Annotated in this window: 16 protein-coding genes; 13 read left to right on the forward strand and 3 right to left on the reverse strand. The window is 64.3% G+C overall.

Annotated elements, in window-relative coordinates; all coding sequences use genetic code 11:
- Positions 1-264: 264 nt before the first annotated feature.
- The 4 genes from HA399_RS02665 (at position 265) to HA399_RS02680 (ending at position 5,812) form a co-directional block, all read left to right on the forward strand.
- A complete protein-coding gene (locus tag HA399_RS02665; RefSeq protein ID WP_404325969.1) occupies positions 265-870 on the forward strand; it encodes a DUF924 family protein in 606 nt (201 codons plus the stop codon).
- A 98-nt stretch (positions 871-968) separates the two neighbouring features.
- On the forward strand, positions 969-1,214 hold the full coding sequence (locus tag HA399_RS02670; protein WP_043333988.1) for a GlsB/YeaQ/YmgE family stress response membrane protein: 246 nt from the start codon (positions 969-971) through the stop codon (positions 1,212-1,214).
- Between the two features lie 374 nt (positions 1,215-1,588).
- Complete coding sequence (katE, locus tag HA399_RS02675) at positions 1,589-3,835, forward strand: catalase HPII (RefSeq protein ID WP_131431298.1); 2,247 nt, start codon at positions 1,589-1,591, stop codon at positions 3,833-3,835.
- 450 nt (positions 3,836-4,285) lie between these two features.
- The gene (locus tag HA399_RS02680) at positions 4,286-5,812 is read left to right on the forward strand and encodes a catalase (RefSeq protein ID WP_404325970.1); all 1,527 of its coding nucleotides are present in this window, start codon (positions 4,286-4,288) and stop codon (positions 5,810-5,812) included.
- Positions 5,813-5,975: 163 nt separating this feature from the next.
- On the opposite strand, the gene HA399_RS02685 is transcribed toward HA399_RS02680, so the two are convergent.
- A complete protein-coding gene (locus HA399_RS02685; protein ID WP_404325971.1) occupies positions 5,976-8,096 on the reverse strand; it encodes a S9 family peptidase in 2,121 nt (706 codons plus the stop codon).
- Between the two features lie 267 nt (positions 8,097-8,363).
- Here HA399_RS02685 and HA399_RS02690 point away from each other — a divergent pair, with 267 nt between their 5' ends.
- From HA399_RS02690 to HA399_RS02700, 3 genes are read left to right on the forward strand one after another with little or no spacing between them, the layout of a single operon-like run.
- Entirely contained in the window at positions 8,364-8,888 is a 525-nt protein-coding gene (locus HA399_RS02690) for a hypothetical protein (RefSeq protein ID WP_052384613.1), read from the forward strand.
- Positions 8,889-8,948: 60 nt separating this feature from the next.
- Positions 8,949-11,096: a VWA domain-containing protein gene (locus HA399_RS02695; RefSeq protein ID WP_404325972.1), complete on the forward strand. Its 2,148-nt coding sequence runs from the start codon at positions 8,949-8,951 to the stop codon at positions 11,094-11,096.
- On the forward strand, positions 11,089-11,982 hold the full coding sequence (locus HA399_RS02700; protein ID WP_107335499.1) for a class II glutamine amidotransferase: 894 nt from the start codon (positions 11,089-11,091) through the stop codon (positions 11,980-11,982). The genes HA399_RS02695 and HA399_RS02700 overlap by 8 nt, the downstream gene beginning before the upstream one ends.
- A 135-nt stretch (positions 11,983-12,117) precedes the next feature.
- Here HA399_RS02700 and cysK read toward each other — a convergent pair whose 3' ends face one another.
- Entirely contained in the window at positions 12,118-13,083 is a 966-nt protein-coding gene (gene cysK, locus HA399_RS02705) for a cysteine synthase A (protein ID WP_404325973.1), read from the reverse strand.
- 520 nt (positions 13,084-13,603) lie between these two features.
- On the opposite strand from cysK, the gene HA399_RS02710 reads away from it, so the two are divergent.
- The 6 genes from HA399_RS02710 (at position 13,604) to HA399_RS02735 (ending at position 24,057) form a co-directional block, all read left to right on the forward strand.
- Positions 13,604-15,364 (forward strand): AMP-binding protein, encoded by a 1,761-nt coding sequence (locus HA399_RS02710; RefSeq protein ID WP_404325974.1) that lies wholly within the window; start codon positions 13,604-13,606, stop codon positions 15,362-15,364.
- 232 nt (positions 15,365-15,596) lie between these two features.
- Positions 15,597-19,763 (forward strand): ATP-dependent RNA helicase HrpA, encoded by a 4,167-nt coding sequence (gene hrpA, locus HA399_RS02715; protein ID WP_404325976.1) that lies wholly within the window; start codon positions 15,597-15,599, stop codon positions 19,761-19,763.
- Between the two features lie 398 nt (positions 19,764-20,161).
- Positions 20,162-21,346, forward strand: coding sequence for a beta-ketoacyl-ACP synthase III (locus HA399_RS02720; RefSeq protein WP_404326891.1), 1,185 nt, complete (start codon positions 20,162-20,164; stop codon positions 21,344-21,346).
- Between the two features lie 135 nt (positions 21,347-21,481).
- Positions 21,482-22,243 (forward strand): VacJ family lipoprotein, encoded by a 762-nt coding sequence (locus HA399_RS02725; protein WP_043333983.1) that lies wholly within the window; start codon positions 21,482-21,484, stop codon positions 22,241-22,243.
- A gap of 115 nt (positions 22,244-22,358) precedes the next feature.
- Positions 22,359-23,510 (forward strand): PP2C family protein-serine/threonine phosphatase, encoded by a 1,152-nt coding sequence (locus HA399_RS02730; RefSeq protein ID WP_043333982.1) that lies wholly within the window; start codon positions 22,359-22,361, stop codon positions 23,508-23,510.
- Positions 23,503-24,057 (forward strand): STAS domain-containing protein, encoded by a 555-nt coding sequence (locus HA399_RS02735; RefSeq protein WP_043333981.1) that lies wholly within the window; start codon positions 23,503-23,505, stop codon positions 24,055-24,057. The genes HA399_RS02730 and HA399_RS02735 overlap by 8 nt, the downstream gene beginning before the upstream one ends.
- A 176-nt stretch (positions 24,058-24,233) precedes the next feature.
- Here the strand turns inward: HA399_RS02735 and tal are convergent, their stop codons facing one another.
- Positions 24,234-25,172 carry a transaldolase gene (gene tal / locus HA399_RS02740; protein WP_043333980.1) on the reverse strand — a complete coding sequence of 313 codons (939 nt, stop codon included), beginning with the start codon at positions 25,170-25,172 and terminating at the stop codon, positions 24,234-24,236.
- Between the last annotated feature and the right edge of the window lie 96 nt (positions 25,173-25,268).

Raw genomic sequence — 25,268 nt, forward strand, 5'->3', positions numbered from 1 at the left:
CGGGCTTCCTTGTAACGGTCTGGCGTCAGGTTGGGATAGAGAGTGGCAACAGAAGTGACATCAATGCACCAGCCAGCGCGGGGCATGCCGCAAAGGCTGACAGCGCTGATGGGAGAGGCTACTTTCCACGCTCAAGATGAAGATCCGGTGTCAGAACCATGATCGCCCCGCGCCGCTCAGGCCCGGCACTCGCAGTGAAAGATGTCGCGCTCAGCCAGGCCTGTCTCGCGGCTTGCTTCCCGACTCCACCCAAGGACACCTTCGATGCCCCCCTCAAGCCCCTCGGAATCCCCGCAATCTGACGCCGCCACGCTGATCGCGGATAGCCATCCCCAGGCACGGCAGGTGCTCGATTACTGGTTCACCCAGCTGACGCCCAAGGACTGGTTTCGCAAGAGCGATGCCCTCGATGGCCAGCTGCGTGAGCGATTCGCCGCGCGCCTCGAGCAGGCGCTCGCCTGTGAGCTGTGGGAGTGGCGAGCGAGCGTCGGTGGGCGGCTGGCGGAAATCCTGCTGCTGGACCAGTTCGCGCGCAATATCCATCGCGATACCCCGCGCGCCTTCAGTGGTGACAATCTGGCACTCGCGCTCTCCCAGCAGGCCGTCGCGCTGGGCGACCTGGACCGCCTTCCGCTGGCCTGGCAGCCCTTCGCGATCATGCCGTGGATGCACAGCGAATCGTTGCGCATCCATGAACATGCCGAACAATTGTTCGCACGCCCCGGTCTCGAACACACCTTGCGCTACGAGCATCTGCATGCGGACATCGTGCGTAGATTCGGCCGCTACCCGCATCGCAATGCGATTCTCGGTCGCGAGTCCACGCCGGAAGAGATCGCCTTCCTGGGCCAGCCCGGCTCCTCATTCTGACAAATGAAAGATCGCCCCCTTTTAATTGTGTGACGTCGTCTCCAAGACTTGTACAGCGGCGCCAAGCGCCTGTACATCAGCAAGGAAGGAGACAGCAGATGGGTATCATTCTCGGGTTGATCATCGGTGGTCTGGCCGGCTGGATCGCAGGCAACATCATGCGCGGCGGCAGCTTCGGCATTCTTGGCAACATCGTCGTCGGTGTCGTCGGCGGCTTGCTGGGCAGCGTCATCTTCAAGCTGCTGGGGCTGGCCTCCACCGGCATCATCGGCTCGCTGGTCGTCTCGGTCGTGGGGGCGGTGGTGTTGCTGTGGATCGTCTCGAAGGTCAAGTCCAAGGCCTGACGGCGCGGTGTCGAGCCCCGTCAGGCGGCTGTCAGCAAGTGCAAGCAGCAAACGCAAGTAGCAAGTGCAAGCAGCAAGTGCAGTCGTCAACAGCAAGTGAAGTCCCCTGCGGGTGTCTGGATGGATTCGATGTAGACACCCGCCGCAGCAACGCCTCTTGTCATCCGGGGCACCTGACTGCCCGGTGATCTGTCACGGCGCCGAGAGGTGCCTTGCTCGAGAAGTGCTTTGACAACAAGCACTTTCACGACAAGTGCTTTGAGAAGAAGCACTTGGACAAGAAGTACGCCGGCAAGAGGCGGCAAGGCCGAATCATCCTTCAGCGCCACAGTAGTGGCGCGTTGCGGATCTAGCGAAAACAGGAGCGTTTGAGCATGGCGAGCAATGAGCACGATTCAGCACCTTCTTCCCAGTCGAATGCCGACAGCGCGAAGTGCCCCTATCACGAGGGCCAGAATCGCTCGGCAGAGGGAGAGAACCCCTATACCCACCCCAACCGCAATGGGCCGCACGACACCAAGCCCAATGCCGGTGATGGCCATGCCAAGGACGAGGCGCTGGAGACCTATCGCGCCGACGCCGAAGGGCATGACCTGCGCACCAACCAGGGGCTGCGCATCGCGGACAACCACAACTCGCTGAAGGCGGGGGAACGCGGTCCGACCCTGATGGAAGATTTCATCTTCCGCGAGAAGATGAACCACTTCGACAATGAACGAATTCCTGAGCGTATCGTTCACGCGCGTGGCGCGGCCGCGCACGGGTATTTTCAGGCCTACGACAATGCCGCCAGGTATTCCAAGGCCGGCGTGTTCAGCGACCCGTCCAAGAAGACGCCGGTGTTCGTGCGCTTCTCGACCGTGCAGGGCTCGCGTGGCTCCAACGACACGGTACGTGACGTGCGTGGCTTCGCGACCAAGTTCTACACTGATGACGGCAACTGGGATCTGGTCGGCAATGACATCCCGGTGTTCTTCATCCAGGACGCGATGAAGTTTCCTGACTTCGTGCACGCCGTGAAGCCGGAGCCGCACAACGAGATTCCCCAAGGCCAGTCAGCCCACGATACCTTCTGGGACTTCGTGTCACTGATGCCGGAAACCACTCACACCGTGCTGTGGACCATGTCGGACCGCGCCTTCCCGCGCCATTACCGCAACATGGAAGGCTTCGGTGTGCATACCTTCCGTCTGATCGACCGTGAAGGCGTGTCGCGCTTCGTCAAGTTCCACTGGAAGCCGGTGGCCGGTACCTGCTCGCTGATCTGGGATGAAGCCCAGAAGCTGTGGGGACGTGACCCGGACTTCAACCGCCGCATGATGTGGGATGACATCAAGAGCGGCGCGCCGCTGGAGTGGGAGCTGGGCATCCAGGTGGTCGAGGAGAAGGACGAGCACAGCTTCGACTTCGATATCCTCGATCCGACCAAGCTGATCCCGGAATCGCTGGTACCGGTGGTGCCGATCGGCAAGATGGTGCTGGACCGCAATCCGGACAACTACTTCGCCGAGACCGAGCAGGTCGCCTTCAATCCGGCCAATATCGTGCCGGGGATCGACTTCTCCAATGACCCGCTGCTGCAGGGGCGTCTGTTCTCCTACCTGGATACCCAGATGCTGCGTCTTGGTGGGCCGAACTTCCACGAGATTCCCATCAACCAGCCGGTGTGCCCGTTCCACAACAACCAGCGCGATGCCCAGCATCGTCAGACCATCAACACGGGGCAGGCGTCCTACGAGCCGAACTCTATCGATGGTGGCTGGCCGGCCGAGACACCGCCGTCCCAGGACGCCCATGGCGGTTTCGAGCCGTATCATGAGCGCATCGAGGCGCACAAGGTGCGTGCGCGCAGCGCCTCCTTCGGGGATCACTATTCCCAGGCCACCCTGTTCTGGAACAGCCAGACTGACGTGGAGAAGGAACACATCATCGCGGCCTACACCTTCGAGCTTTCCAAGGTCGAGCGTCCGTGGATCCGTGAGCGGGTGATCACCGAGATCCTGCCCAACATCGATCTGGAGCTGGCACGTCGCGTCGGTGAGAATCACGGCATCGAGACACCGACCAGCAAGCCCGCGCCGGACGGTGAACTGGGCACCAGCCAGGTCGACAGCGACCCGGCACTGAGCCTGATGGCGCGCCTGCCGGACTCCATCGCCACCCGCAAGGTCGCGATCCTGGCCGCCGATGGCGTCGCCATGGAAGATGTTCGCTCGATCAAGGAGCAGCTGGCCGCCGAGGGTGCCGAAGGGCTGTTGATCGCCCCGAGCATGGCGCCGATCAAGGCCGGAGACGGCACCATGCTGTCGCCGGATGCGATGCTCAATGGCTTGCCGTCCGTGACGGTGGATGCCGTCGTCGTCGCTGGCGGCGTGGGCAGCGTCGAGGCGCTGAGCGGCTCGGGCCTGGGACTCTATTATGTCCAGGAAGCCTACAAGCACCTGAAGCCCATCGTGGCGATCTGCGAAGGCAAGGAGCTGCTGGCCGCCGCCCGCGTGCCGGTCGAGGAGGGCGTCATCCTGGTGGATGATGTGCTCGCCGCCAGCCTGCCGCTGCGTGATGCCCTGATGGCTCACCGTGTGTGGTCGCGTGATGCGCGTGCCAACCAGATGCCGGCATGAGGCGCTGACGCCCCACAAGGTATGATGTGACCCATATAGCCCCCTGACCTGCGAAGGTCAGGGGGCTTATTCATGGTCATGATGCGGTCATTTCCGGACGTGAAGATGTGATGGCGGAGAAAGGTGAAAACAGGGTTGGTGACACCTCCGGGTTGAGAGCCGTCCTGCGGTTCTCGCCGCTGAGGGTGGCTGATAGGCTCAGTGATAGAGGCTGATTATCGAAGGCATGCTGGTAATTGATTATCGCTAGAAGCACCAGGTGCGTAAGGTAAGCAGGCATCAAGGGGCCACAAGCCAGCACATGCCGGGCAGGCATCGGCCCCGACCCGATTCGACAATGGGCTGCAGGCCTTCACATCAAGCAGCGCATGAAAATGTGACATCAGCAGCATCTGGCCTTGCCAGTCGAGTTTGATAGCGCTTTTTTCTACCTGACAGGAGAACGTCTACATGTCCCAGACTCCACGCTATACCACAGGTAACGGCGCCCCGGTGCCTCACGATGACATCAGCCAGGCAGCGGGCCCGAATGGTTCACTGACCTTCGACAACTGGCGTCTGTTCGAGAAGCTGGCGCACTTCAACCGTGAGCGCATTCCGGAGCGTGTCGTCCACGCCCGTGGCGTCGCCGCCTACGGCACCTTCACCCTGACCCGTGACCTGTCTGACCTGACCATCGCCCGCTTCCTGCAGGGCGTCGGCAAGCAGACCCCGTTGCTGGCGCGTTTCTCCACCGTGGCCGGTGGCCAGGACAGCGGCGACAACACTCGCGACGTGCGCGGCTTCTCCTTGAAGTTTTACACCGAGGATGGCAACTGGGACATGGTCGGCAACAACACGCCGGTGTTCTTCATCCGCGAGCCGTCCAAGTTCCCTGACTTCATCCACACCCAGAAGAAAGACCCGCGCACCAACATGGTCGACTGGCAGAATCGTTGGGAATTCTGGGCCAACCATCCGCAGGCGCTGCATCAGGTCACCATCCTGATGTCCGACCGCGGTATCCCGAAGTCGCTGACCACCATGAACGGCTACAGCTCACACACGCTGAGCCTGTGGAACGACAAGGGCGAGCGTGTCTGGGTCAAGTGGCACTTCAAGACCGACCAGGGCCACGAGACGCTGACCGACGATCAGGCGGCGCAGGTCGCACCGGACTTCCACCAGCACGACATGTTCACCCGCCTCGAGCGTGGCGAGCGTCCGAGCTGGACCGTCAACCTGCAGGTGATGACCGAAGCCCAGGCACGTGACTACCACATCAACCCGTTCGATCTGACCAAGGTGTGGCCGCACGGTGACTTCCCGCTGATGGAAGTCGGCAAGATGGAGCTCAACCGCAACCCGGAGAACTACTTCGCGGAAGTCGAGCAGTCCGTCTTCTCGCCGTCCAACTTCGTGCCGGGTATCGGCGCCTCCCCGGACCGCGTGCTGCAGGCTCGTCTGTGGGCCTACGCCGATGCACACCGCTACCGTGTCGGTGCCAACGCCGAGCAGCTGCCGGTCAACCGTCCGGTCTGCCCGGTCAACCACTACCAGCGTGATGGCGTGATGGCGGGCATGTGCCCGGTCACCGGTCACGGTGGCGGCCCGCTGGGCGGCCAGGTCGGTCAGGGTGTACCGGGAGAAACGAAGGAAGGTGGCCAGTACTCACGCACCAACTTCTACCCCAACGAGCGTGCCGATCAGGGCGCCCCGGTGCCGGACGCTACCGTCGCCGAGCCGGCGATGCCGCTGGAGCAGAACGCCTGGATGGGCTATCACGACAACAGCGATGAGGATAACTACAGCCAGGCCGGCAACCTCTATCGTCTGTTCGATGAAGGCCAGAAGACGCGCATCACCGACGTCATCGCCGGCACCATGGTAGGCGTCAGCCACGTGGTCCAGGACAAGATGATCGCGCACTTCCGTCAGGCGGATGCCGATTATGGTGATCGTATCGCCACCAAACTGGCCAAGCTCGATCCGCGCTGAGTCAGTCATGTTGCACCCTTCGTCAGGTCAGTAGTGCTCCCTTGAGCTGACGAAAACATCAAGGCCCCCGCCGGGTAACCGGCGGGGGCCTTGTCGTATGCGGCTGTCAGGGTGCTATCCGACAGTCACAGCGCTGTGCGAAAGACACGCAAGCACAGGCACCTCAGTCGTCGTCGCGCGTGGCCTCATTGCCGTCGGCTTTCTCGCATACGCCCAGCGCCCACAGCAGGAAGGCGTCCTGACGCGCATTGTCACGCCACGCCTTGAAGCGACCCGAGGCGCCGCCGTGGCCGGAGCTCATGTCGGTGCGCAACAGGACAGGATGCGGCGTGCAGTCCATCTGGCGCAGGCGCGCATAGAGCTTGGCCGGCTCCCAGTAGGGCACGCGGGTGTCATGCCAGCTGCCCTGCAGGAACAGCGGCGGATAGGGCGCGGCACTCAGGTTGTCCAGCGGCGAATAGGCGCGGATGCGACGCCGCGCCTCGTTCTCGTGCGGGTTGCCCCACTCGGTGTATTCCGCGGTGGTCAGCGGCAGCTCCGGATTTTCCATGGTGCGCAGCACATCGACGAAGGGCACATCGAGCACCGCGGCGCAGAAGGCCTCGGGACGCTTGTTGAGGCTGGCGCCGACCAGCAGGCCACCGGCGCTGGCACCGTAGGCGGCAATGCGATCCGCGGCCCCGACGCCTTGCTCGACCAGCGCATCACGCGCGGCGAGGAAGTCATTGAAGCTGTTTTCCTTGTGCTCCAGCTTGCCGGCCAGATACCAGGGCTCGCCACGGTCCCCGCCGCCACGCACGTGGGCGACCGCGAAGGCGACGCCGCGCGTCAGCAGTTCCAGGCGGGCGATCGAGAACCAGGGGTCCAGCGTCTCGCCGTAGGCGCCATAGCCGTAGAGCAATACCGGCAGTGGAGCGTGGGGGCGGCCAGCGTCATCACACAGGTCGCTCCGCATGACCACCGAGACCGGCACCTGCTCACCATCGTCAGAGGTTGCCCATAGACGTCGGCTGATCAGCTGCTCGGGCGCGAGATCGCCATGCACGGTCTGACGCTTGAGCAGGCGGCGCTCACCCGTGTTGAGGTCCAGCTCGATCCAGCTCGGCGGCGTGGTGAAGCTCTCCTCGCGGATGCGCAGGCGGCGAGCGTCGAAATGCGGGCAGTCGCCCAGCCCCTGGCTCAGCGGTTGCTCCGGCATCGCCAGGCGCTCGTCGCGGCAGATCGTCTGTGTCGGCGCCGTGCCCTCGAATTCGATCACCCGCAGCCAGGCCTGGGCCTGACGGTGATCGCGTTCATCGACCATCAGCCCCCAGCTGAAGGCCTCGACGCCTTCCAGCGTCACCTCATCGCGGGTGGCGATCAGCGGCTGCCAGTCGCCGGGCGCATGCTCGGAGGCGATATCGAGCTGGAAGTGCGGCGCTTGCCTGTTGTGCAGCACATAGAAGTGGCCGGGGCGGTGATCGACGCCGTACTCGACACCGGTCTCGCGGGCGCGCACCAGGCGCGTCTCACCCAGCGGGGCATCGGCCTTGAGCAACCAGGTCTCGCTGGTGTCCTTGGAGGCGGTCTCCAGAACCAGCCAGGCGCGTGAGCGGGTCTTGCCCATGCCGACCCAGAATTCGCTGTCTTCCTCGCGGTAGAGCAGCGTCTCGGCGCGGCTCGCGACATTCAGACACCAGATCTCGAAGGGGCGCTGGGTGCTGTCATAGCGCGTGAACAGCAGGTGCTGGCCGTCCTCGGCCCACACCAGGTCCGGCCCGATATCCTCCAGCAGACACTCGTCATCGTGGCCGGCGTTGCGTGAGTCGCCATTCGCCGCGTTCAGTGTTGCAAGACGCAGGCTGAACACCTCGTCGCCGCTGGTGTCCAGAGTCCATGCCAGTTGCTGTTCATCCGGGGAGATGGCCATATCGCCCAGCTCGACGAAATCGTGATGGCGCGACAGGCTCTGCAGGTCCAGCAGGCATTCGTGCTGGCGGGTATCGGCGGGGTCGGCGCCGATCGCATGGCGCCACCAGACCGGATAGTCGGCGTTGGCTGCGGTCTCGCTCCAATAGACGTAGTGATCCAGTGCCTCGGCCAGGCTTGAGACGGCCAGTTCACGGCGCGCAAGATGGCCGTGATAGAGGGCGTCGCTCAGTGGTGCGAGCGGGGCGAACCAGCGATCACTCTCGGCGTTGGCCGCCGTGAGAAAGGTGGTGACCTCTGGCGTGTCGCGTTCTTCAAGCCAGTGCCATTCGGGGTCATCGGCACGATAATGGCGCTGGACGGGGCTATCGGGCATGGCTACCTCTTGAAAGTGGGGTGCTCGAGTGTGTCGGGCGGGCATGGAGTGTAACATTGAGCCTGTCCCACAGCGTGCGCAAGCCCTTGCCTCATGGGAGGCATCGCCGCCGTGAGAGATGAATGCGCAGCCTCTGGTGCCACGCAACGTGTGGCCCCGATGATGGGATGACTCGATGGCTGAACTGAGGTGCCGGCTGCTTCTGCACAGGACAGGCACCCCTCAGAATGTCAGTCTCGACAGGATGTTATGACAGGAGTGAAGGGCATGATGATTTCCGATTCGCTGCCGCAGATGTGGCTGATCTATTTTGGCCTGGCAGCGGTAGTGCTGTTTACCGGCTATATGGCGGTGCGAATACTGCCGCGTTTTCTGCGCTGGATCCTGGTCGGCGGCATCGCCGGCATGATCGCCGTGCCGACCAGTTTTCACGTCACGGCCAGCGTCGCGGAAGATGCCTATACCGGCCTTGCGCCGGCCATCGTGGCCTTTGCCGTCAGCGTGGTACAGAAGGATGGTGGTGGCATGGCCTCGGCCTTCGGCATGCTGGTACTGGGCATCGGGGCCGGCGTGGTGTTGGGGCTGGTGATCTGGTGGCTGGGACGCGGACGTGAACAGCGTCGCCGCGCCGCCCAGCAGCGCCGCGAGCCTCATGGCCACGAGCAGGAGGATGAGGAAGTGCGCGAGGGCCACGCCGCTGGCGCCAGCTTGCGTAGCGAGAAACGTGGCACCCCGGCTCGTGCGTCGGCGCGTACCCGCGCAGGCCGTGACCGTCAGGAACCGTCGCTCTGATCGAGCGTCGTTCTATCAGCGCCAGCCGTGCATTGTCCGAGCGTGGACTAAGGATCTGTCATGCCCCGTGATGTAGCTGTCACTTCGTCTCTTGAGCCAGTCCGTTCACCAGGGCTTGCGTCCGGCTCTTCATCCGGCCCTCTAGCGAAGGGCGCGGGGGCGCGCTGGCTGGCGGCCCTGATGCTGGCGGGCATCAGCCTCGCGTCGCCCTCGGCCTTCGCCGAGCAGGCATCGTCAGCGGCCAACGCTTCGGCAAGTGAGCCGATGAGCGAGTCGGTGAGTGAGCCGGTAGATGAGTCGTCAAGCGAACAGGCTGAGCAGATGCCGTTCGTGGCCCGGGATGTCGCGAGTGACGTGAATGCAGCCAGTGGCTCGGCACGCGACATTGCGCCTGACCTGCGCATGGCGATCGATGTCTCCGGCAGCATGAAGCACAACGACCCGGCCAATCTGCGCGCCAGTGCGCTCGACCTGCTGGTCACCTTGCTGCCGGAGCGCTCGCGTGCGGGGCTGTGGGGCTTCGGTGAGCAGGTGCAGCCCCTGCTGGCACTGGGCGCGGTCGATGCGGGCTGGAAACAGGCTGCCCGCGGGCTGGAAGGGCGGCTGGACGATTACGAGCAGTACACCGACCTCGAGGCGGGCCTGCGTGCCGCCGCCGAAGGCGCCGATGCGAGCATCGATGGCCAGGGGCCGCGTCAGGTCATTCTGCTCTCCGATGGCATGGTCGACCTGCGTGAGCCGAGCAGCGAGAAGGCCGCCTCGGACAGCGCCTCGCGTCAGCGCATCACCGATGAGCTGACGCCGCAGCTGGCGGCGCACAACATCACGGTGCATACGGTCGCGCTGTCGCGCAATGCCGATATCGATCTGCTGCAGCAGGTCGCCGATGGCACCGGCGGGCTGGCGACGGTCGCCGAGACCCCGGAAGACCTGCTGCGTGCCTTCCTCGGGGCGCTCGACCGTATCGTGCCAGGCGAGCTGGTGCCGCTCGAGGACAAGCGCTTCACCATCGATGGCAGCGTCGAGGAATTCACGGCGCTGGTCTTCCATGGCCCCGATGACAGCGCGCCGGTATTGATCGCGCCGGATGGTCAGCGCTATTCGCTGGCCGACAAGGCGTCGTTGCCCGAAGGCGTGCGCTGGGAACATCAGCCGCGCTATGACCTGATCACCGTGACCGACCCCGAGGCCGGGCAGTGGCGTATCGAAGGGCAGGTGGGCGTCGATAGCCGCATCACCGTGGTGTCAGACCTGGCGCTGGTGTCGCGCCCGCTACCGGCCACGCTGTATCGCGGCTTTGGCTATTCCCTCTCAGCCTCGCTGGTCGACGGCGCACGTGATGTCGACGAGCAGGACTTCCTGGCGACGCTGGACGGCAATGCGCGTCTGGTGCCGGAAGACGAGGGCGGCATGTCAGCAGAAACGGCAGCCGTGACCAGCGCCCAGCAGCGCGGTCTTGAGCGTGACGGTGCGCAGTTCAGCGTCAACATGCCGCCGCCGCAGCAACCGGGTGGCGCTCGCCTGACGCTGACCATCGAGGGCCAGCGCGATGGCGCGCCCTTTGCACGTCAGTTGAGCCAGCGCACCAGCGTAGTCGACCCGCTGCTGGTCGAGCCGATCGGTGGCAATGCGCAGAATGCGACGCCGCCGAGCGCGCTGGAGGTCAGCGCGCGTCATCCGTTGCTCAACACCGCCAACACCCAGCTGGACGCGACGCTGCAGGGCGAGCCGTTGAGCGTGGCGGAAGCGGGCGAGAGTCGCTGGCGTATCGAACTGCCGCCGCTGGAGCGTGACGTCAGTGCCGATGTGCAGATCAGTGCGCGCATCGCACTGGGCGGGAGCTCGCGGGTGATCGATCTGGCGCCCTATACCCTCAACGAGAATGCGGCGCGGCGTGCCGCCAATCTGGACCGCTCGCCCATCGAGGGTGAGTCCTTCGGTGAGATTCAGGGCCTGGATCAGGCGGTAGAGGAGAAGGAAGACCTCAATGATCTGCTGATGAAGGGCCGTCTGCCCATCGACAAGGTGCCTGCGTTGATCAGTCAGTGGTTCGAAGGAGCTTCGGACTTTGCCCAGCGTGAGGCAGAATCACCGCAAAGCCGCATGATCGCTTACGCCGTGGCCGGTGTGATCGGCCTGCTGGTAGTGATCATGTTGGTGCGTCGCATGACGCGCAAGCCGACTCAGCGGGAGGAACCCCATGTGTGAACTGCTCGGCATGAGTGCCAATGTGCCGACCGATATCTGCTTCAGCTTCGCCGGTTTTCTGCAGCGAGGCGGGGGTACTGGTCCGCACCGCGATGGTTGGGGAATCGCCTTCTATGAAGAGGGCGGTTATCGCGAATTCCGCGACCCGCATCCGTCGGTGGATTCACCCATCGCGCGCATGATTCTCGACTATCCGATCAAGTCGCAGATGGTCATCAGCCATATCCGTCAGGCCAACGTCGGCCAGGTGACGCTGGCCAACACCCATCCGTTCACGCGCGAGCTGTGGGGCCGGCAGTGGTGCTATGCCCACAATGGTCAGCTGGCGGACTGGCAGGCACTGCCCCTGCCGTACTATCGCCCGGTGGGCAGTACGGACAGCGAGCACGCTGCCTGCTTCCTGCTCGGCGAGATCCGGCGCGCCTTCCCGAATCCGCCGGCGCGGTGCGAAGACCTGTGGCGACATCTGCACGCCCAGTGCGAGCGTCTGCGCGGGCTTGGCGTCTTCAATCTGCTGCTCTCCGACGGCGTGCATCTCTACGCCTACTGCTCCACCAAGCTGGCGCACATCACGCGCCGTGCGCCCTTCGGGCAGGCGAGCCTCACCGACTTCGAGATGAGCGTCGACTTCCAGCAGCACACCACCGATGCCGATGTGGTCTCGGTGATCGCCACCGATCCGCTCACTGACAACGAGCAATGGCAGCGCCTGCTGCCGGGGCAACTGGTGGTGTTCCGCGAAGGCGAGCTGGTCGCCAGTCTCGGTGGCGAGTTGCCGCTGAGCCAGGAAGAGTCAGGGCAGGAGCAGGCCGAGAGCGGGGCGGTCGATCGTACCGCCACCGCGCGCCGCAAGCCGGATTGGCTGGCTTCTGACTTGAGCTGCTGACGTTTGGCTGAGTCGCTGACGTTTGGCTGAGTCGCTGACGCTGAGCGACGCAGAAAGAGCGTGAATGCCAGACACACGAAGGGCCGCAATTGCGGCCCTTCGTGTTTGCGGCTTTGCCTGGTCAACGCGTGAGGCTCAGCCTTCGACGTCGTCGAACATGCCGGCGAACATCGGCGAGGACAGGTAGCGCTCGCCGCTGTCCGGCAGGATGACGACGATGGACTTGTCGGCGTAGGCGGGGTCTTCCGCCAGACGCAGCGCCGCGGTCATCGCCGCACCGCAGGAGATGCCGCACATGATGCCTTCTTCCTGCATGATGCGACGCGCCATGGCCATGGCGTCTTCACTGGCGACCGGCTCGACGCGGCCGATCAGCGCCAGGTCCAGGTTGTCGGGAATGAAGTTGGCACCGATGCCCTGGATCTTGTGCGGGGCCGGCGTGATCGACTCGCCCTGCATGCGCTGGGTGATGATGGCGGATTCCGCCGGCTCCACCGCCACGGCTTCGAGTGACTGGCCGCGCACCGTCTTGAAGTAGCGGGCGATGCCGCTGATGGTGCCGCCGGTCCCGACGCCCGCCACCAGCACGTCCATCTCGCCATCCAGCGCGTCCCACAGCTCCGGACCGGTGGTTTCTTCGTGGATGCGCGGGTTGGCCGGGTTGGAGAACTGCTGCGGCAGGAAGTAGCGTTCCGGCTCGGCCTTCTGCAGCTCGCAGGCCTTGTCGATGGCGCCCTGCATGCCCTTGGCCGGGTCGGTCAGCACCAGGTTGGCGCCGAGGGATTTCAGCACCTTGCGGCGTTCCATGCTCATGGAGGAGGGCATGGTCAGGGTGACGGGGTAGCCACGCGCCGCGCCGACGAAGGCCAGCGCGATACCGGTATTGCCGGAGGTCGGCTCGATGATTTCCATGCCCGGCTTGAGCACGCCGCGTTCCTCGGCGTCCCACACCATGCTGGCACCGATACGGCACTTGACCGAGAACGCCGGGTTGCGGGCTTCCACCTTGGCGTACAGGCGTGGATGGCTGCTGAGGCGGTTGATCTTGACCAGCGGCGTATTGCCGATGGCTTGCGAGTTGTCCTGATAGATCTTGGCCATGCGAGGTCCTCTGGGTATCTGGCGGCTAGACAGCGAGCATGCCCGCTGCTTGAGTGAAGTGATGATGCTCAGCAACGGCTGTCGCGACTGTATGAGCATAAGGTTAAGGGCTAGCCGAGCGCGACTCAAAGGCCTGAAGCGCATAACGACATGGCAAGGTTGGCAGTCGCGGCTAGTCTCTGACCAAGGTCGTACAAGAGTAGTTATCTGATTTAATGAGACTTTTTCAGATGTGAACGATGGTTTCAATCGGTCGTTTTACATCATTGGCCTGACTGGTTAAGGTGAAGCGCGGCGGCCCTGTAGGTTCTTGCCGGGGTGTCGTCGGTGCGTTGCCGGCACCTGCGCGCGCGCTGTCGCGCCGTCCTTTTCCCCATCACGCCGTCATTCATGTCATTGTTCACATGTGGGCGTGACGCCCTGATAACAACAAGTGCTGAATTCTCGCCTGTGGCTGCCAGTGAAAGACTCCGCGCCCGGCCACGATCCAGCAGACGAATGCAGTCATGGAGCCCAAGCCATGCATGATGCCAATCCTGCCAACGCCTCGGCAGACCCGGAAGCCGACAAGGCGTCTGATCACGCTGGCCCCGTGACCGGGGACGCCAACCTGATCGTCAGCGGTGAGCCGTTGTCCGGTCTCGAGGATTACCCCTCGATTCTCGAGGTCTTCGAGGCCAGCTGCGCCAACTATGCCGAGCGTCCGGCCTTCAGCTGCATGGACAAGACGCTCAGCTACGCCGATGTGGACCGTCTGTCGCGCAATTTCGCCGCCTGGCTGGAACACGAGACCGGCCTTGAGCCCGGTGATCGCATCGCCATCCAGCTGCCGAATCTGCTGCAGTTCCCGGTGGCGGTATTCGGCGCGCTGCGCGCCGGTCTGGTGGTGGTCAACACCAACCCGCTCTACACCGAGCGCGAGATGCAGCACCAGTTCCATGACTCCGGCGCCCGCGCCATCGTGATTCTGGCCAACATGGCGGACAAGCTCGAGAAGGTGCTCAAGCGCACCGACATCGAGGAGGTCATCATCACCGAGATCGGTGATCTGCATGACTTCCCCAAGCGTCCGCTGATCAATCTGGCGGTGCGCTACGTCAAGAAGATGGTCCCGAAGTACCACCTGCCCGAGGCACACGGCCTGCGTGACGTGCTCAAGCGCGGGGCGGGGCTCTCGCACACGCGTGTCACGCGCCAGCCCGAGGACATCGCCGCGCTGCAGTACACCGGCGGTACCACCGGGGTCGCCAAGGGCACCATGCTGACCCACCGCAATCTGGTCGCCAACATGCTGCAGGCGCGCGGCGTGATCAGTGATGTGCTCAATGAAGGTCAGGAGGTGCTGATCGCGCCGCTGCCGGTCTATCACATCTATACCTTCACGGTGAATTGCCTCTACAGCATGGAGAGCGGCAACCACAGCGTGCTGATCACCAATCCGCGCGATATCGATGGCTTCATCAAGACGCTGGCCAGGACACCGTTCACCGCCTTCGTCGGCCTCAATACGCTGTTCTCGGCGCTATGTCAGCGTGATGACTTCAAGGCGCTGGACTTCTCGAGTCTCAAGCTGACCATCTCCGGCGGCATGGCGCTGACGCGCAGCGCGGCCGAGCGCTGGGAAGCCGTCACCGGCTGCCCGATCGCCGAGGGCTACGGCATGACCGAGACCTCGCCCATCGTCAGCTTCAATCCGCCGCGCGAGCTGCAGCTGGGCACCATCGGCAAGCCGGTGCCGGGCACCGAGCTCAAGGTGGTGGACGCCGATGGCGTGACGCTGGGGCGTGATGCGCCGGGCGAACTGTGCGTGCGCGGCCCGCAGGTGATGAAGGGTTACTGGCAGCGTGACGATGCCACGCGTGAGGCAATGGATGACGAGGGCTTCATCCGCACCGGCGATATCGCGGTCATCCAGCAAGATGACTTCGTGCGCATCGTCGATCGCAAGAAGGACATGATCATCGTCTCCGGCTTCAATGTGTTCCCCAACGAGATCGAGGACGTGGTCAGCGGCCATCCGGATATCGTCGAGGCGGCGGCAGTGGGCGTGCCGGACGAGCAGAGCGGCGAGGCGATCAAGCTGTTCGTGGTCTCCAGCAACCCGGACCTGGATCGCGACAGCCTGCGCAGCTGGTGCAAGGAGCAGCTGACCGGCTACAAGGTGCCGCGCTTCGTCGAATTCCGCGATGAACTGCCCAAGACCAATGTCGGCAAGGTGCTGCGCCGTGAGCTGCGCGACAGCGAAGAGAGCGGTGGCAATACGCCGCTACGCGAGCACTGAGGACAGTACTGAGGGCAGCGCTGAGCCGGCGGCGTGGCAGGGAACAAGCGCCGCCAAGGTTGGGCGCGGCTACGCGCAGGGCTACAATGGACGGCCCGTCACTTGTTGACGGGCCGTTTTGTCATTCAGATGTCATGGCTTGCTGCCTCGTGCAGGCGAGCGTGAAGCTGAATTCCCGAGAGTTTCCGGCTGCGCGCGTGGCGTGTGGTCGCTGGTTGAGAAGAGGCAGTCCTTGAGCGACACCGCTACCGCACCGTCCGAACATGCGCGTCTTGAAGCCCTCGCGGCTCGCCTTGAACGCGCCCTGAGCCGTGATCAGCGCGAGCTGGGCAAGCGCCTGGCTGGCCTGCGGCGGCGTCTCAAGGAAGGCAAGCCGGTCGATCGTGCCATCAACGACATCGAGAGCCGCCTGGAGGCGAGCATCGCCCAGCGCGCCGCCCGCGAGACGGCACTGGCACGCTGGCAGACCCCCGCCGCGCTCAACTATCCGCCGGAACTGCCGGTGGTGGAGCGTCGCGAAGACATCCTCGCCGCGCTTGCCGAGCATCAGATCGTGGTGGTCGCCGGTGAGACCGGCTCGGGCAAGACCACCCAGCTGCCCAAGCTGTGTCTGGAGATGGGGCTGGGGCGCAATGGCCTGATCGGTCACACCCAGCCACGTCGTCTGGCGGCGCGCTCGGTGGCGGCGCGTCTGGCCGAGGAGCTCGAGACGACGCTCGGCGAGACGGTCGGGTATCAGGTGCGCTTCAACGACACCACCGGCCCGTCGACGCTGATCAAGCTGATGACCGACGGTATCCTCCTGGCGGAAACCCAGCATGACCCGGACCTGAGCCGCTACGAGGCGATCATCATCGATGAGGCCCACGAGCGCAGTCTGAACATCGACTTCCTGCTCGGTTACCTCAAGCGTCTCACCGCGCGCCGCCCGGACCTCAAGATCATCATCACCTCGGCGACCATCGACGTGGAGCGCTTCAGTCAGCACTTCGCGGCCCAGGATGGCACGCCGGCGCCCATCGTCTCGGTCAGCGGGCGCAACTTCCCGGTCGAGACCCAGTACCTGCCGCTGGTGCGCGATGCCGAGGATGAGGAAGACCTCAGCCTGCAGGAGGGTATCCTGCGCGCGGTGGAAGAGCTGTCGGTGATCGAGCGCGAGAAGGGCTGGATGCAGGGCCCGCGTGACGTGCTGATCTTCCTGCCCGGCGAGCGCGAGATCCGTGCCACCGCGGACACCCTGCGTCGCGCCCAGCTGCGTGATACCGAGGTGCTGCCGCTGTACGCACGACTCTCGAACGAAGAGCAGAACCGCGTCTTCCAGCCGCATCGTGGTCGCCGCATCGTGCTGGCCACCAATGTCGCCGAGACCTCGCTGACCGTGCCGGGCATCCGCTACGTGATCGACCCGGGCCTGGTGCGCATCAGCCGCTACAGCTATCGCTCCAAGATCCAGCGTCTGCCGGTGGAGCCGATCAGCCAGGCCAGCGCCAACCAGCGCAAGGGCCGCTGCGGGCGTATCGCCGAAGGCCTGTGCATCCGCCTCTACAGCGAGGAGGACTTCCTCGCGCGCCCGGAATATACCGAGCCGGAAATCCAGCGCACCAACCTGGCCTCGGTGATCCTGTCGATGCTGTCGCTCAAGCTGGGCGATATCGAGAAGTTTCCCTTCGTCGATGCGCCGGACTCGCGCTTCGTCACCGATGGCTTCCGCCTGCTGCGCGAACTGGGCGCGGTGGATGAACACAACCGTCTGAGCCGTGATGGCCGCACCCTGGCGCGTCTGCCCATCGACCCGCGTCTGGCGCGCATGGTGCTTGAGGGCGCCTCGCGCGGCTGCCTGCGTGAAGTGCTGATCATCGTCAGCGCGCTGTCGATCCAGGACCCGCGCGAGCGCCCTGCCGACAAGCGCCAGCAGGCCGATCAGATCCACCATGAGTGGGATGACGACAACTCCGACTTCGTCAGCTGGCTGAATCTGTGGGAAGGCTTCGAACTGGCGCGTGACGCCTTGGGTGCCAACCCGCTGCGCCGCTGGTGCAAGGCGCGCTTCCTCAACTATCTGCGCCTGCGCGAGTGGCATGACACCTTCCGTCAGCTCAAGCAGCTGACGCGCGACCTGGGGCTGGAGATGACCAGCGCCCAGCACGAGCGCGACGCCGAGGCGCAGGCCGAGGTCACCGCGCGGGTACTGGCCTCACCGGGACAGGGCCGCCGCCCGTCGGTGGCCATCGATCACGAATCACTGCATCGCGCGCTGTTGACCGGGCTGCTCTCCAATCTCGGCCTCAAGCAGGAAAATCGCGAGTATCTCGGCGCGCGTAACCGACGCTTCTTCGTCCACCCGGGCTCCGGTGTGGCCAAGAAGTCGCCCAAGTGGGTGATGGCGGCCGAGATGGTCGAGACCACCAAGCTCTACGCGCGCCAGGTCGCGGCGATCAAGCCCGAGTGGGTCGAGCCGCTGGCCGAGCATCTGGTCAAGCGCAGCTACAGCGAGCCGCACTGGGAGATGAAGCGTGCCCAGGTGGTCGCCAGTGAGCAGGTGACCCTGTTCGGGCTGCCCATCGTCACCGCGCGCAAGGTGCATTATGGCCCGCTGGCGCCGGAAGAGTCTCGCGAGCTGTTCATCCGCCGTGCGCTGGTCGAGGGCGAATTCCAGACCCGTGCGCCGTTCTTCGCCCACAATCGCGGCCTGATGGATGAGGTCGGTGAGCTTGAGGACCGTGCGCGCAAGCGGGACATCCTCGTCGACGAAGAGACGCTGTTCGCCTTCTATGCCGAGCGCATTCCGGAAGGCATCTACAACGGGCGCAGCTTCGACAAGTGGCGCAAGGAGGCCGAGCGCGACAACCCCGATGTCCTGCACCTGAATCTCGACGACCTGATGGCGCGCGACGCCGAGGAAGTCACCGTCGCGCGCTACCCCGAACAGCTGCATCACAACAGCGTCGCCTACCCGCTGAGCTATCACTTCGCGCCCGGTGCGGTGGATGACGGCGTGACGATGATCGTGCCGGCGGCGATGCTCTCGCAGCTGCCGCGCTATCGCATCGAATGGCTGGTGCCGGGGCTGTTGCGCGACAAGGCCATCGCGCTGATGAAGTCGCTGCCCAAGCAGTACCGCAAGCAGGTGGTGCCGATTCCCAACTGGGTCGATGCCGCACTTGAGGCGCTGACCCCGGACGACGTGCCGCTGACCGATGCGCTGGCCGAGTTCATGCGCGTCAAGACCGGCCTGCGCCTGCCGCAGGATGCCTGGGCGCCCGAAACGCTGGAACCGCACCTGAAGATGAACCTGCGTATCGTCGATCAGGACGGCAAGGTGCTGGGCGAAGGGCGTGATCTCGAGGCGCTGGAAGCACGCTTCAAGGACTCGGCCGCGGCCGCCGCGCGGGCGATGGCCAGTCGCAGCCGTGAAGCCGACAGCGAAGTGCTGGAGGATCTGCCGGAGGCGCCGATCGCCACCTCGCACAGCACCACCCAGGCGGGCATCCGCGTCGAGGCCTATCCGGCGCTGGTGGTGAAGGCGGCGGCCCCCGCCGACAGCGGCATGAGCGCCAAGCAGCGCAAGCTGGCGCGCAAGACCGGCAAGAACAGCGCGCCGTCCAGTCATGCACCTGCCAGCGCGACGGCTCAGGTCGAGCAGAATCTGAGCGTGGAGCTGTTCGATCATCCGGCCAAGGCCGCCGCCGCGCACCGTGATGGCATCACGCGCCTGGCGATGGCACGCCTGCCGGACCAGGTGCGCTATCTGGACCGTGACCTCAAGGCGCTGGAGCGCTGTGCGCTGCTGTTCGCCAAGGTCGGCACGCGTCGCCAGCTGGCGGATGACTTCATCTACAGCGTCTTCGAGCAGGTGATGGCCGTCGAGCCGCTGCCGCGTTCGCGCAGCGAGTTGCAGGCGCGTCTCGATGACAGGCGGGCCGAGCTGGTGCCGCACGCCGAGGCGCTGCTCAAGCCGCTGGAAGCCGCACTCAAGCAGCATCTGGAGCTTTCCAAGCGCCTCAAGGGCAAGATCGACTTCTCGATGGCGCTGGTGGTGGCTGATCTCAAGGCCCAGCAGGCGCGCCTGATCACGCCGGGCTTCATCCAGGCCTCCGGTGAATGGCTGCATCAGCTGCCGCGCTATGTGGAGGCGATGCTGATCCGTCTCGACAAGGCGCCGCGGGAGCGCATGCGCGACCAGCGTGACATGGAAGAGGTCAAGGGCTTCGAATCACGCCTTGATGCCCGCCTGAGCAAGGCGCGCGAGCAGGGGCTGCCGGATGCGGAGCTGGAAGAGTTCGGCTGGTGGCTGCAGGAACTGCGCGTCTCGCTGTTTGCCCAGCAGCTCGGCACCCTGGAGACCGTCTCCGCCAAGCGCCTCGAGAAGCGCTGGCAGGAGCTGATGGCGCGCCGCTGATGTCTTGAGGCTGGGCTCTGTCCTGGCTGAAGCTCTGCCTTGTGAAGCTCTGTCCTGGCTGAAGCTCTGCCTTGTCTGGGGCCATTCCAGGGCGCTGTGCGTGGCATCAGGGGCTTGCGTGACCGGTACGTGGAGGCGTGCCGCGGCGGGATGGCCCAAGCTGCAGACAGGAATTGCTGTTTAAGCATTCACTGTGATCGCCCGACAAATGCTGTCTCGGGCGTCTGGAATCGCCGAGACAGCGTACACTGAACATGGGGCATGACGACGCGGCGCCGGGTCGTGCCCCGCTCAATTCTGGTGATATCCCGCGGGATAGCACTGTCAGGAGTGGATGCATGCCAAACAATGACAATGATCACGCTGCCGATACGCAACACGCCAACGCCGGTCAGTCCATGAGCGCCAGCGGCAATCATCGCGTACTGATCACCGGCAGTGGGCTCTATACGCCGCCCAATGCCATCAGCAACGAGGCTTTGGTGGCGTCCTTCAATGCCTGGGTGGCGGAAGACAATGCCGCCAATACCGACGCCATCGCGCGTGGTGAGCGAGAGGCGCGCACCGAGTCCAGCGCCGAATTCATCGTCAAGGCCTCGGGTATCCACAGCCGCTACGTGCTGGATGCCGAGGGCATTCTCGACCCGGAGCGCATGCGCCCACGCCTGCCGGCGCGCGCCAATGACCAGCCCTCGGTGCAGTGCGAGATGGGTGTGGCGGCCGCGCGTGAAGCGCTGGCGGCGGCGGGCGTCAACGCCGCGGACCTGGATCTGGTCATCGTGGCCTGTTCCAACCTCGAGCGCCCCTATCCGGCGGTGGCGGTGGAACTGCAGGCCGCGCTCGAGGCCGGTGGCTATGCCTTCGACATGAACGTGGCGTGCAGCTCCGCCACCTTCGGCATCGAGACCGCCGCCAACGCGATTCGCAGCGGCAGTGCCAAACGTGTGCTGATGGTCAATCCGGAGATCTGCAGTGCGCATCTCAACTTCCGCGACCGTGACAGCCACTTCATCTTCGGGGATGCTTGCACGGCCGTGGTGCTGGAGGCGGCGGATGTCGCCACGCGCACCGATGGCTTCGAGGTGCTCGGCACGCGCCTGGTGACGCGCTTCTCCAATGCGATACGCAACAATTTCGGCTTCCTCAATCGCACGGCGGTGCTTGAGGACGACGTGGCATCCGCGATGACACTCGACAGCGCAAGCCATCGTGAACAGGCCGATGACAAGCTGTTCATACAGGAAGGGCGGCGCGTCTTCCGCGAGGTCTGCCCGATGGTGGCCGAGCTGATCACCACCCATCTGGGCGAGATCGAGGCAGACGGCGGTGATCTTGATCGCATGTGGCTGCACCAGGCCAACCGCCACATGAACGACATGATCGCGCGTCGCGTGCTCGGGCGTGATCCGTCGAGCGAGGAAGCGCCGATCATTCTCGATCGCTACGCCAATACCAGCTCCGCGGGCTCGGTGATCGCCTTCCACCTCCATCACGCTGATCTGGCGCCGGGGAGCCTCGGGGTATTGTGTTCTTTCGGGGCAGGCTACAGTGCCGGCAGCGTGCTGCTGAAACGCTGCGGTTGAAGCAGGACATTGCGCGAATCCACGTGGCCTGTGCTGGCTCTTGGCGGGCGCGGAACGTATAAAGAAGACCGGACCTGACAGCCAGGGATGTGGCAAGGACCGCTGCAGGAATCCAATAGACTTACAGGTGACGAGATGCACACGATCAAGACTTCCCTGCCGGCACTGCTGGCCATGTCCCTGCTGGCGGGTTGCGCCAGCACCGGAGACAGCGAGCCGAACCCTCAGGACCCCTGGGAGGGCTTCAACCGTAACGTCTATACCTTCAATGACACCCTGGATCGCTATGCCCTCAAGCCGGTCGCGCAGGGCTATGACTATGTGACGCCGGAGCTGGTACAGGATGGCGTGGGCAACTTCTTCTCCAATCTGGGAGAGGTCAGCACCATGTTCAACTCGGTGCTGCAGTGGAAGTGGGCCAATGCCGGTGTCTCCACCGGCCGTCTGCTGCTCAACTCCACCGTCGGCATCGGCGGCCTGTTCGATCCGGCCAGCGAGCTTGGCTGGACAGTGGACGAGGAAGACTTCGGTCAGACCCTCGCCGTCTGGGGCGCAGGGCAGGGGCCGTATCTCGTGCTGCCGCTGTTCGGTCCGAGTACCGTGCGTGATACCGCGGGCATGCCGGTGGATTACTTCGCTGATCCCGTCAACTACGTCGAAGACGACAAGGTGCGTTACGGCCTGAAGGCGCTGGATCTGGTCGATACCCGTGCTGGGCTGCTCGAGCAGGAGAAGCTGATCCAGGGCGATCGCTACAGCTTCATTCGTGATGCCTACCTGCAGCGCCGCAACTTCGAGATCAACGATGGCAAGCTGGGCGATGATCCCTTCGCCAGCGACAGCTTCGATGATGCCGATCTCGACGGTGCCTTCGCACCGGAAGACGACAGCCAGTAACGCGTCACCCGCAGCAGGCGACCGGTACCGTGAATGGTCAGTGGTGCCGGTCGCGAGGGCAAGCAGCATCAAGACTGCGAGTGGATGGCAGTAAGGACGGGAATGAGGGGTTGGCATGGCGGATGAGCAAGGCAAGCGTCTGTTGATCGGTCTGATTGATCTTCCCGGCTCGCGGCGTGATGCGCTGGCGAACCTGTTGACGGATGAACGCTGTGCGGTGGCGGCCTGTGATGGCATCGCGACACTGCCCAGCGGAGTGGCGGTGGTGGTAGCGCATGTCGAGGCCGTTTCCAGTCATGAGTGGGCGCGTCTGGCCGAGCGCCTGCCGACGGTGGTGGTGGCCGAGAGCCGTGGCGATGAGTGCCTGCTGCCGGCGGTGGAGGCCGGGTTGGTCGATTACCTCATCTCGCCGCGCGAGCATGGCTCGGTATTGCGCAGTCTGCTCAAGCGGGCGGCGGAGCATCACCAGCTGGCCCATGAGCACGCCAAGGCACGCGCGCGCCTCGAGGAGCTCAACGAGCACCTGGAGACGCATCTGGCGCTGCTGCGTCAGGACCAGCAGGCCGGTGGCCAGATCCAGCAGCGTCTGCTGCCCCAGAGCGGGCAGCACATCAATGGCGTCAGTTATGAGTACTGCCTGTCGCCGTCGCTGTATCTGTCGGGTGACTTCCTCGAGTATCAGGCGATCGACGAACGCTTCAGCCTGTTCTACTTTGCGGATGTCTCCGGGCATGGCGCATCGTCGGCCTTCGTGACCGTGTTGCTCAAGCTGTTGTTCGCACGCGCGATCCGCCACTGGGAGGAACATACGCCGGAAACCTTCGGCCCCGAGTGGCTGGCACTGCTCAACCGTGAACTGATCGACAGTGGTATCGGCAAGCATGCCACGGTGATGTGTGGTGTGATGGACCGTGACACGCGCACGCTGCATTACACCCTGGGCGCCCAGCTGCCGATGCCGGTACTGGTCACGCCCGATGGCGAACTGCGTGAGCTGGAAGGCAGCGGTCGGCCGGTGGGGCTCTTCCCAGACACCCGCTATCCAGCGTATCGTGTGGCGCTTCCTGAGCGCTTCCGTCTGTGGCTGGCCAGTGATGGTGTACTGGAATGCCTGCCGGGCGAGGCGCTGGAGGACAGGACTCGAGCACTGCATCAACGGATTCTGAGCAGTGAGGATGTGCAAGGATTGCGTCGTGGACTGGCGCTGGATGGCGAGCTGCCGGATGACCTTACCTTGATGACGCTGACAGGATTCCATGATGGATGAAGGACGTATCCAGGCCGTGTTCGAAGACGGCCTGTTCGTGCTCAAGCTATCCGGTGATGTACGCCTGACGCTGTGTGCCACGCTGGATCAGCAGGTACAGCGGGTGGCTGCGGTTGAGGGACTGGAAAGCGTGATCATCGATCTGCGCGAAGCGACCAATGTCGATTCCACCGCACTGGGCTTTCTGGCCAAGCTGGCGCTGGCGGTCCGCGACCGGCTGGTGATGCCGGCGCAGGTGGTGGCTGCCCATCCCGACGTGCTGACCATGCTCAAGGTGATGGGGTTCGACGAGGTGGCCAGTGTCGTGGACGCCGGCAGCCTGCCGGAGGCGGACCAGGCCGATCTGGACGGGGCTTCCTGCTGCAACGCGCCAGCGCTGAACGAGTCTCAGGATGACGCCGATGCCTCGCCCCAGCAGGAACAGGAGCTGCGCGGGCGCATCCTCGAGGCTCACCGGCTGTTGATGTGCCTGAATGGCCACAACCGCCTGGAGTTCCAGCCGCTGATCGAGCTGCTGGAAAGCGAGGAGCATCGCCAGCCGCACTGAAGGCGCGCTGGGGCTTTTCCTGACAGCACGAACTTGACAGCGCGATTCAGATAGCACGCCGCTGAAAGCACAAAAAAGCGCCTGCCGTTATATACGGCAGGCGCTTTTTGTTGCCTTGGCCATTCAATGAGCTCTTGCTTAACAAGAGCTCATCATCGGCGCTATGCTCCTCAGGCTCAGTGGCTGCGCAGTTCGGCCAGCAGAGTCTCGAGCTTGCGCTGATCGGCCATGAACTTGCGGATACCTTCGCCCATCTTCTCGGTGGCCATGGCGTCTTCGTTCATGTCCCAGCGGAAGTTGGACTCGGTCAGCACTTCCGGCACGTTCTGCTCGGCATCGGCGGCCAGCAGGCGACGTTCCAGCGGGCCGGTGCTCTCGGCCAGCTCACCCAGCAGTGCCGGCGAGATGGTCAGGCGGTCACAGCCGGCCAGCGCTTCGATCTCGCCGGTGTTGCGGAAGCTGGCGCCCATCACGATGGTCTTGTAGCCGTGACCCTTGTAGTGCTCGTAGATGGCCTTGACCGACTTCACGCCCGGGTCGTTGTCGCCGCTGAAGTCGGCGTCCGGCTGATTGGCCTTGTGCCAGTCGAGGATACGACCGACGAAGGGCGAGATCAGCGTCACGCCGGCATCGGCACAGGCCTGGGCCTGGGCGAAGCTGAACAGCAGCGTCAGATTGGTGCGGATGCCTTCGCGCTCGAGCTTCTCGGCGGCGCGAATGCCTTCCCAGGTGGAGGCGGTCTTGATCAGGATGCGTTCCTGACCGACGCCATTGGCGGCGTAGCGCTCGATGATGCGATGCGCGCGACGGATGGTCTCGTCGGCATCGAAGGACAGACGGGCGCTGACCTCGGTGGAGACATAACCCGGCACCAGGCCGGCGATCTCGGTACCGATATCCACGGCCACGGCATCGACGGCATCATCGATGTCGGTGGCCTTGCGCGCGACTTCGGTCAGGCGCTCGCGACGTGACGGGTCCTGAGCGGCCTGCAGGATCAGTGACGGGTTGGTGGTAGCATCAGTGGGCGCGAAGCGACGAATGGCCTCGAGGTCACCGGTGTCGGCGACGACGGTGGTCATTTCCTTGAGTTGGGAGAGCTTGTCCTGTGCCATGCAAGAGTTTCCTGTACTGAGCGTGAGCCACCCGAAGGGGGGAGTGGCCCTCATGAATAAGGCAAGAGGTGAAGGGCAGGGGCCGCCGGAGCGAGC

This window comes from Cobetia sp. UIB-001 (assembly GCF_044789135.1).
Lineage (GTDB): Bacteria > Pseudomonadota > Gammaproteobacteria > Pseudomonadales > Halomonadaceae > Cobetia > Cobetia amphilecti.

Bases quoted from the DNA above. Each gene is read 5' to 3' on its own strand.
- HA399_RS02695 (WP_404325972.1), top strand. From the start codon at position 8,949: ATGCCCCGTGATGTAGCTGTCACTTCGTCTCTTGAGCCAGTCCGTTCA.
- HA399_RS02690 (WP_052384613.1), top strand. From the start codon at position 8,364: ATGATGATTTCCGATTCGCTGCCGCAGATGTGGCTGATCTATTTTGGC.
- HA399_RS02670 (WP_043333988.1), top strand. From the start codon at position 969: ATGGGTATCATTCTCGGGTTGATCATCGGTGGTCTGGCCGGCTGGATC.
- cysK (WP_404325973.1), bottom strand. From the start codon at position 13,083: ATGGCCAAGATCTATCAGGACAACTCGCAAGCCATCGGCAATACGCCG.
- HA399_RS02665 (WP_404325969.1), top strand. From the start codon at position 265: ATGCCCCCCTCAAGCCCCTCGGAATCCCCGCAATCTGACGCCGCCACG.
- HA399_RS02720 (WP_404326891.1), top strand. From the start codon at position 20,162: ATGAGCGCCAGCGGCAATCATCGCGTACTGATCACCGGCAGTGGGCTC.
- HA399_RS02700 (WP_107335499.1), top strand. From the start codon at position 11,089: ATGTGTGAACTGCTCGGCATGAGTGCCAATGTGCCGACCGATATCTGC.
- HA399_RS02680 (WP_404325970.1), top strand. From the start codon at position 4,286: ATGTCCCAGACTCCACGCTATACCACAGGTAACGGCGCCCCGGTGCCT.
- katE (WP_131431298.1), top strand. From the start codon at position 1,589: ATGGCGAGCAATGAGCACGATTCAGCACCTTCTTCCCAGTCGAATGCC.
- HA399_RS02685 (WP_404325971.1), bottom strand. From the start codon at position 8,096: ATGCCCGATAGCCCCGTCCAGCGCCATTATCGTGCCGATGACCCCGAA.
- HA399_RS02730 (WP_043333982.1), top strand. From the start codon at position 22,359: ATGGCGGATGAGCAAGGCAAGCGTCTGTTGATCGGTCTGATTGATCTT.
- HA399_RS02725 (WP_043333983.1), top strand. From the start codon at position 21,482: ATGCACACGATCAAGACTTCCCTGCCGGCACTGCTGGCCATGTCCCTG.
- HA399_RS02710 (WP_404325974.1), top strand. From the start codon at position 13,604: ATGCATGATGCCAATCCTGCCAACGCCTCGGCAGACCCGGAAGCCGAC.
- tal (WP_043333980.1), bottom strand. From the start codon at position 25,172: ATGGCACAGGACAAGCTCTCCCAACTCAAGGAAATGACCACCGTCGTC.
- HA399_RS02735 (WP_043333981.1), top strand. From the start codon at position 23,503: ATGGATGAAGGACGTATCCAGGCCGTGTTCGAAGACGGCCTGTTCGTG.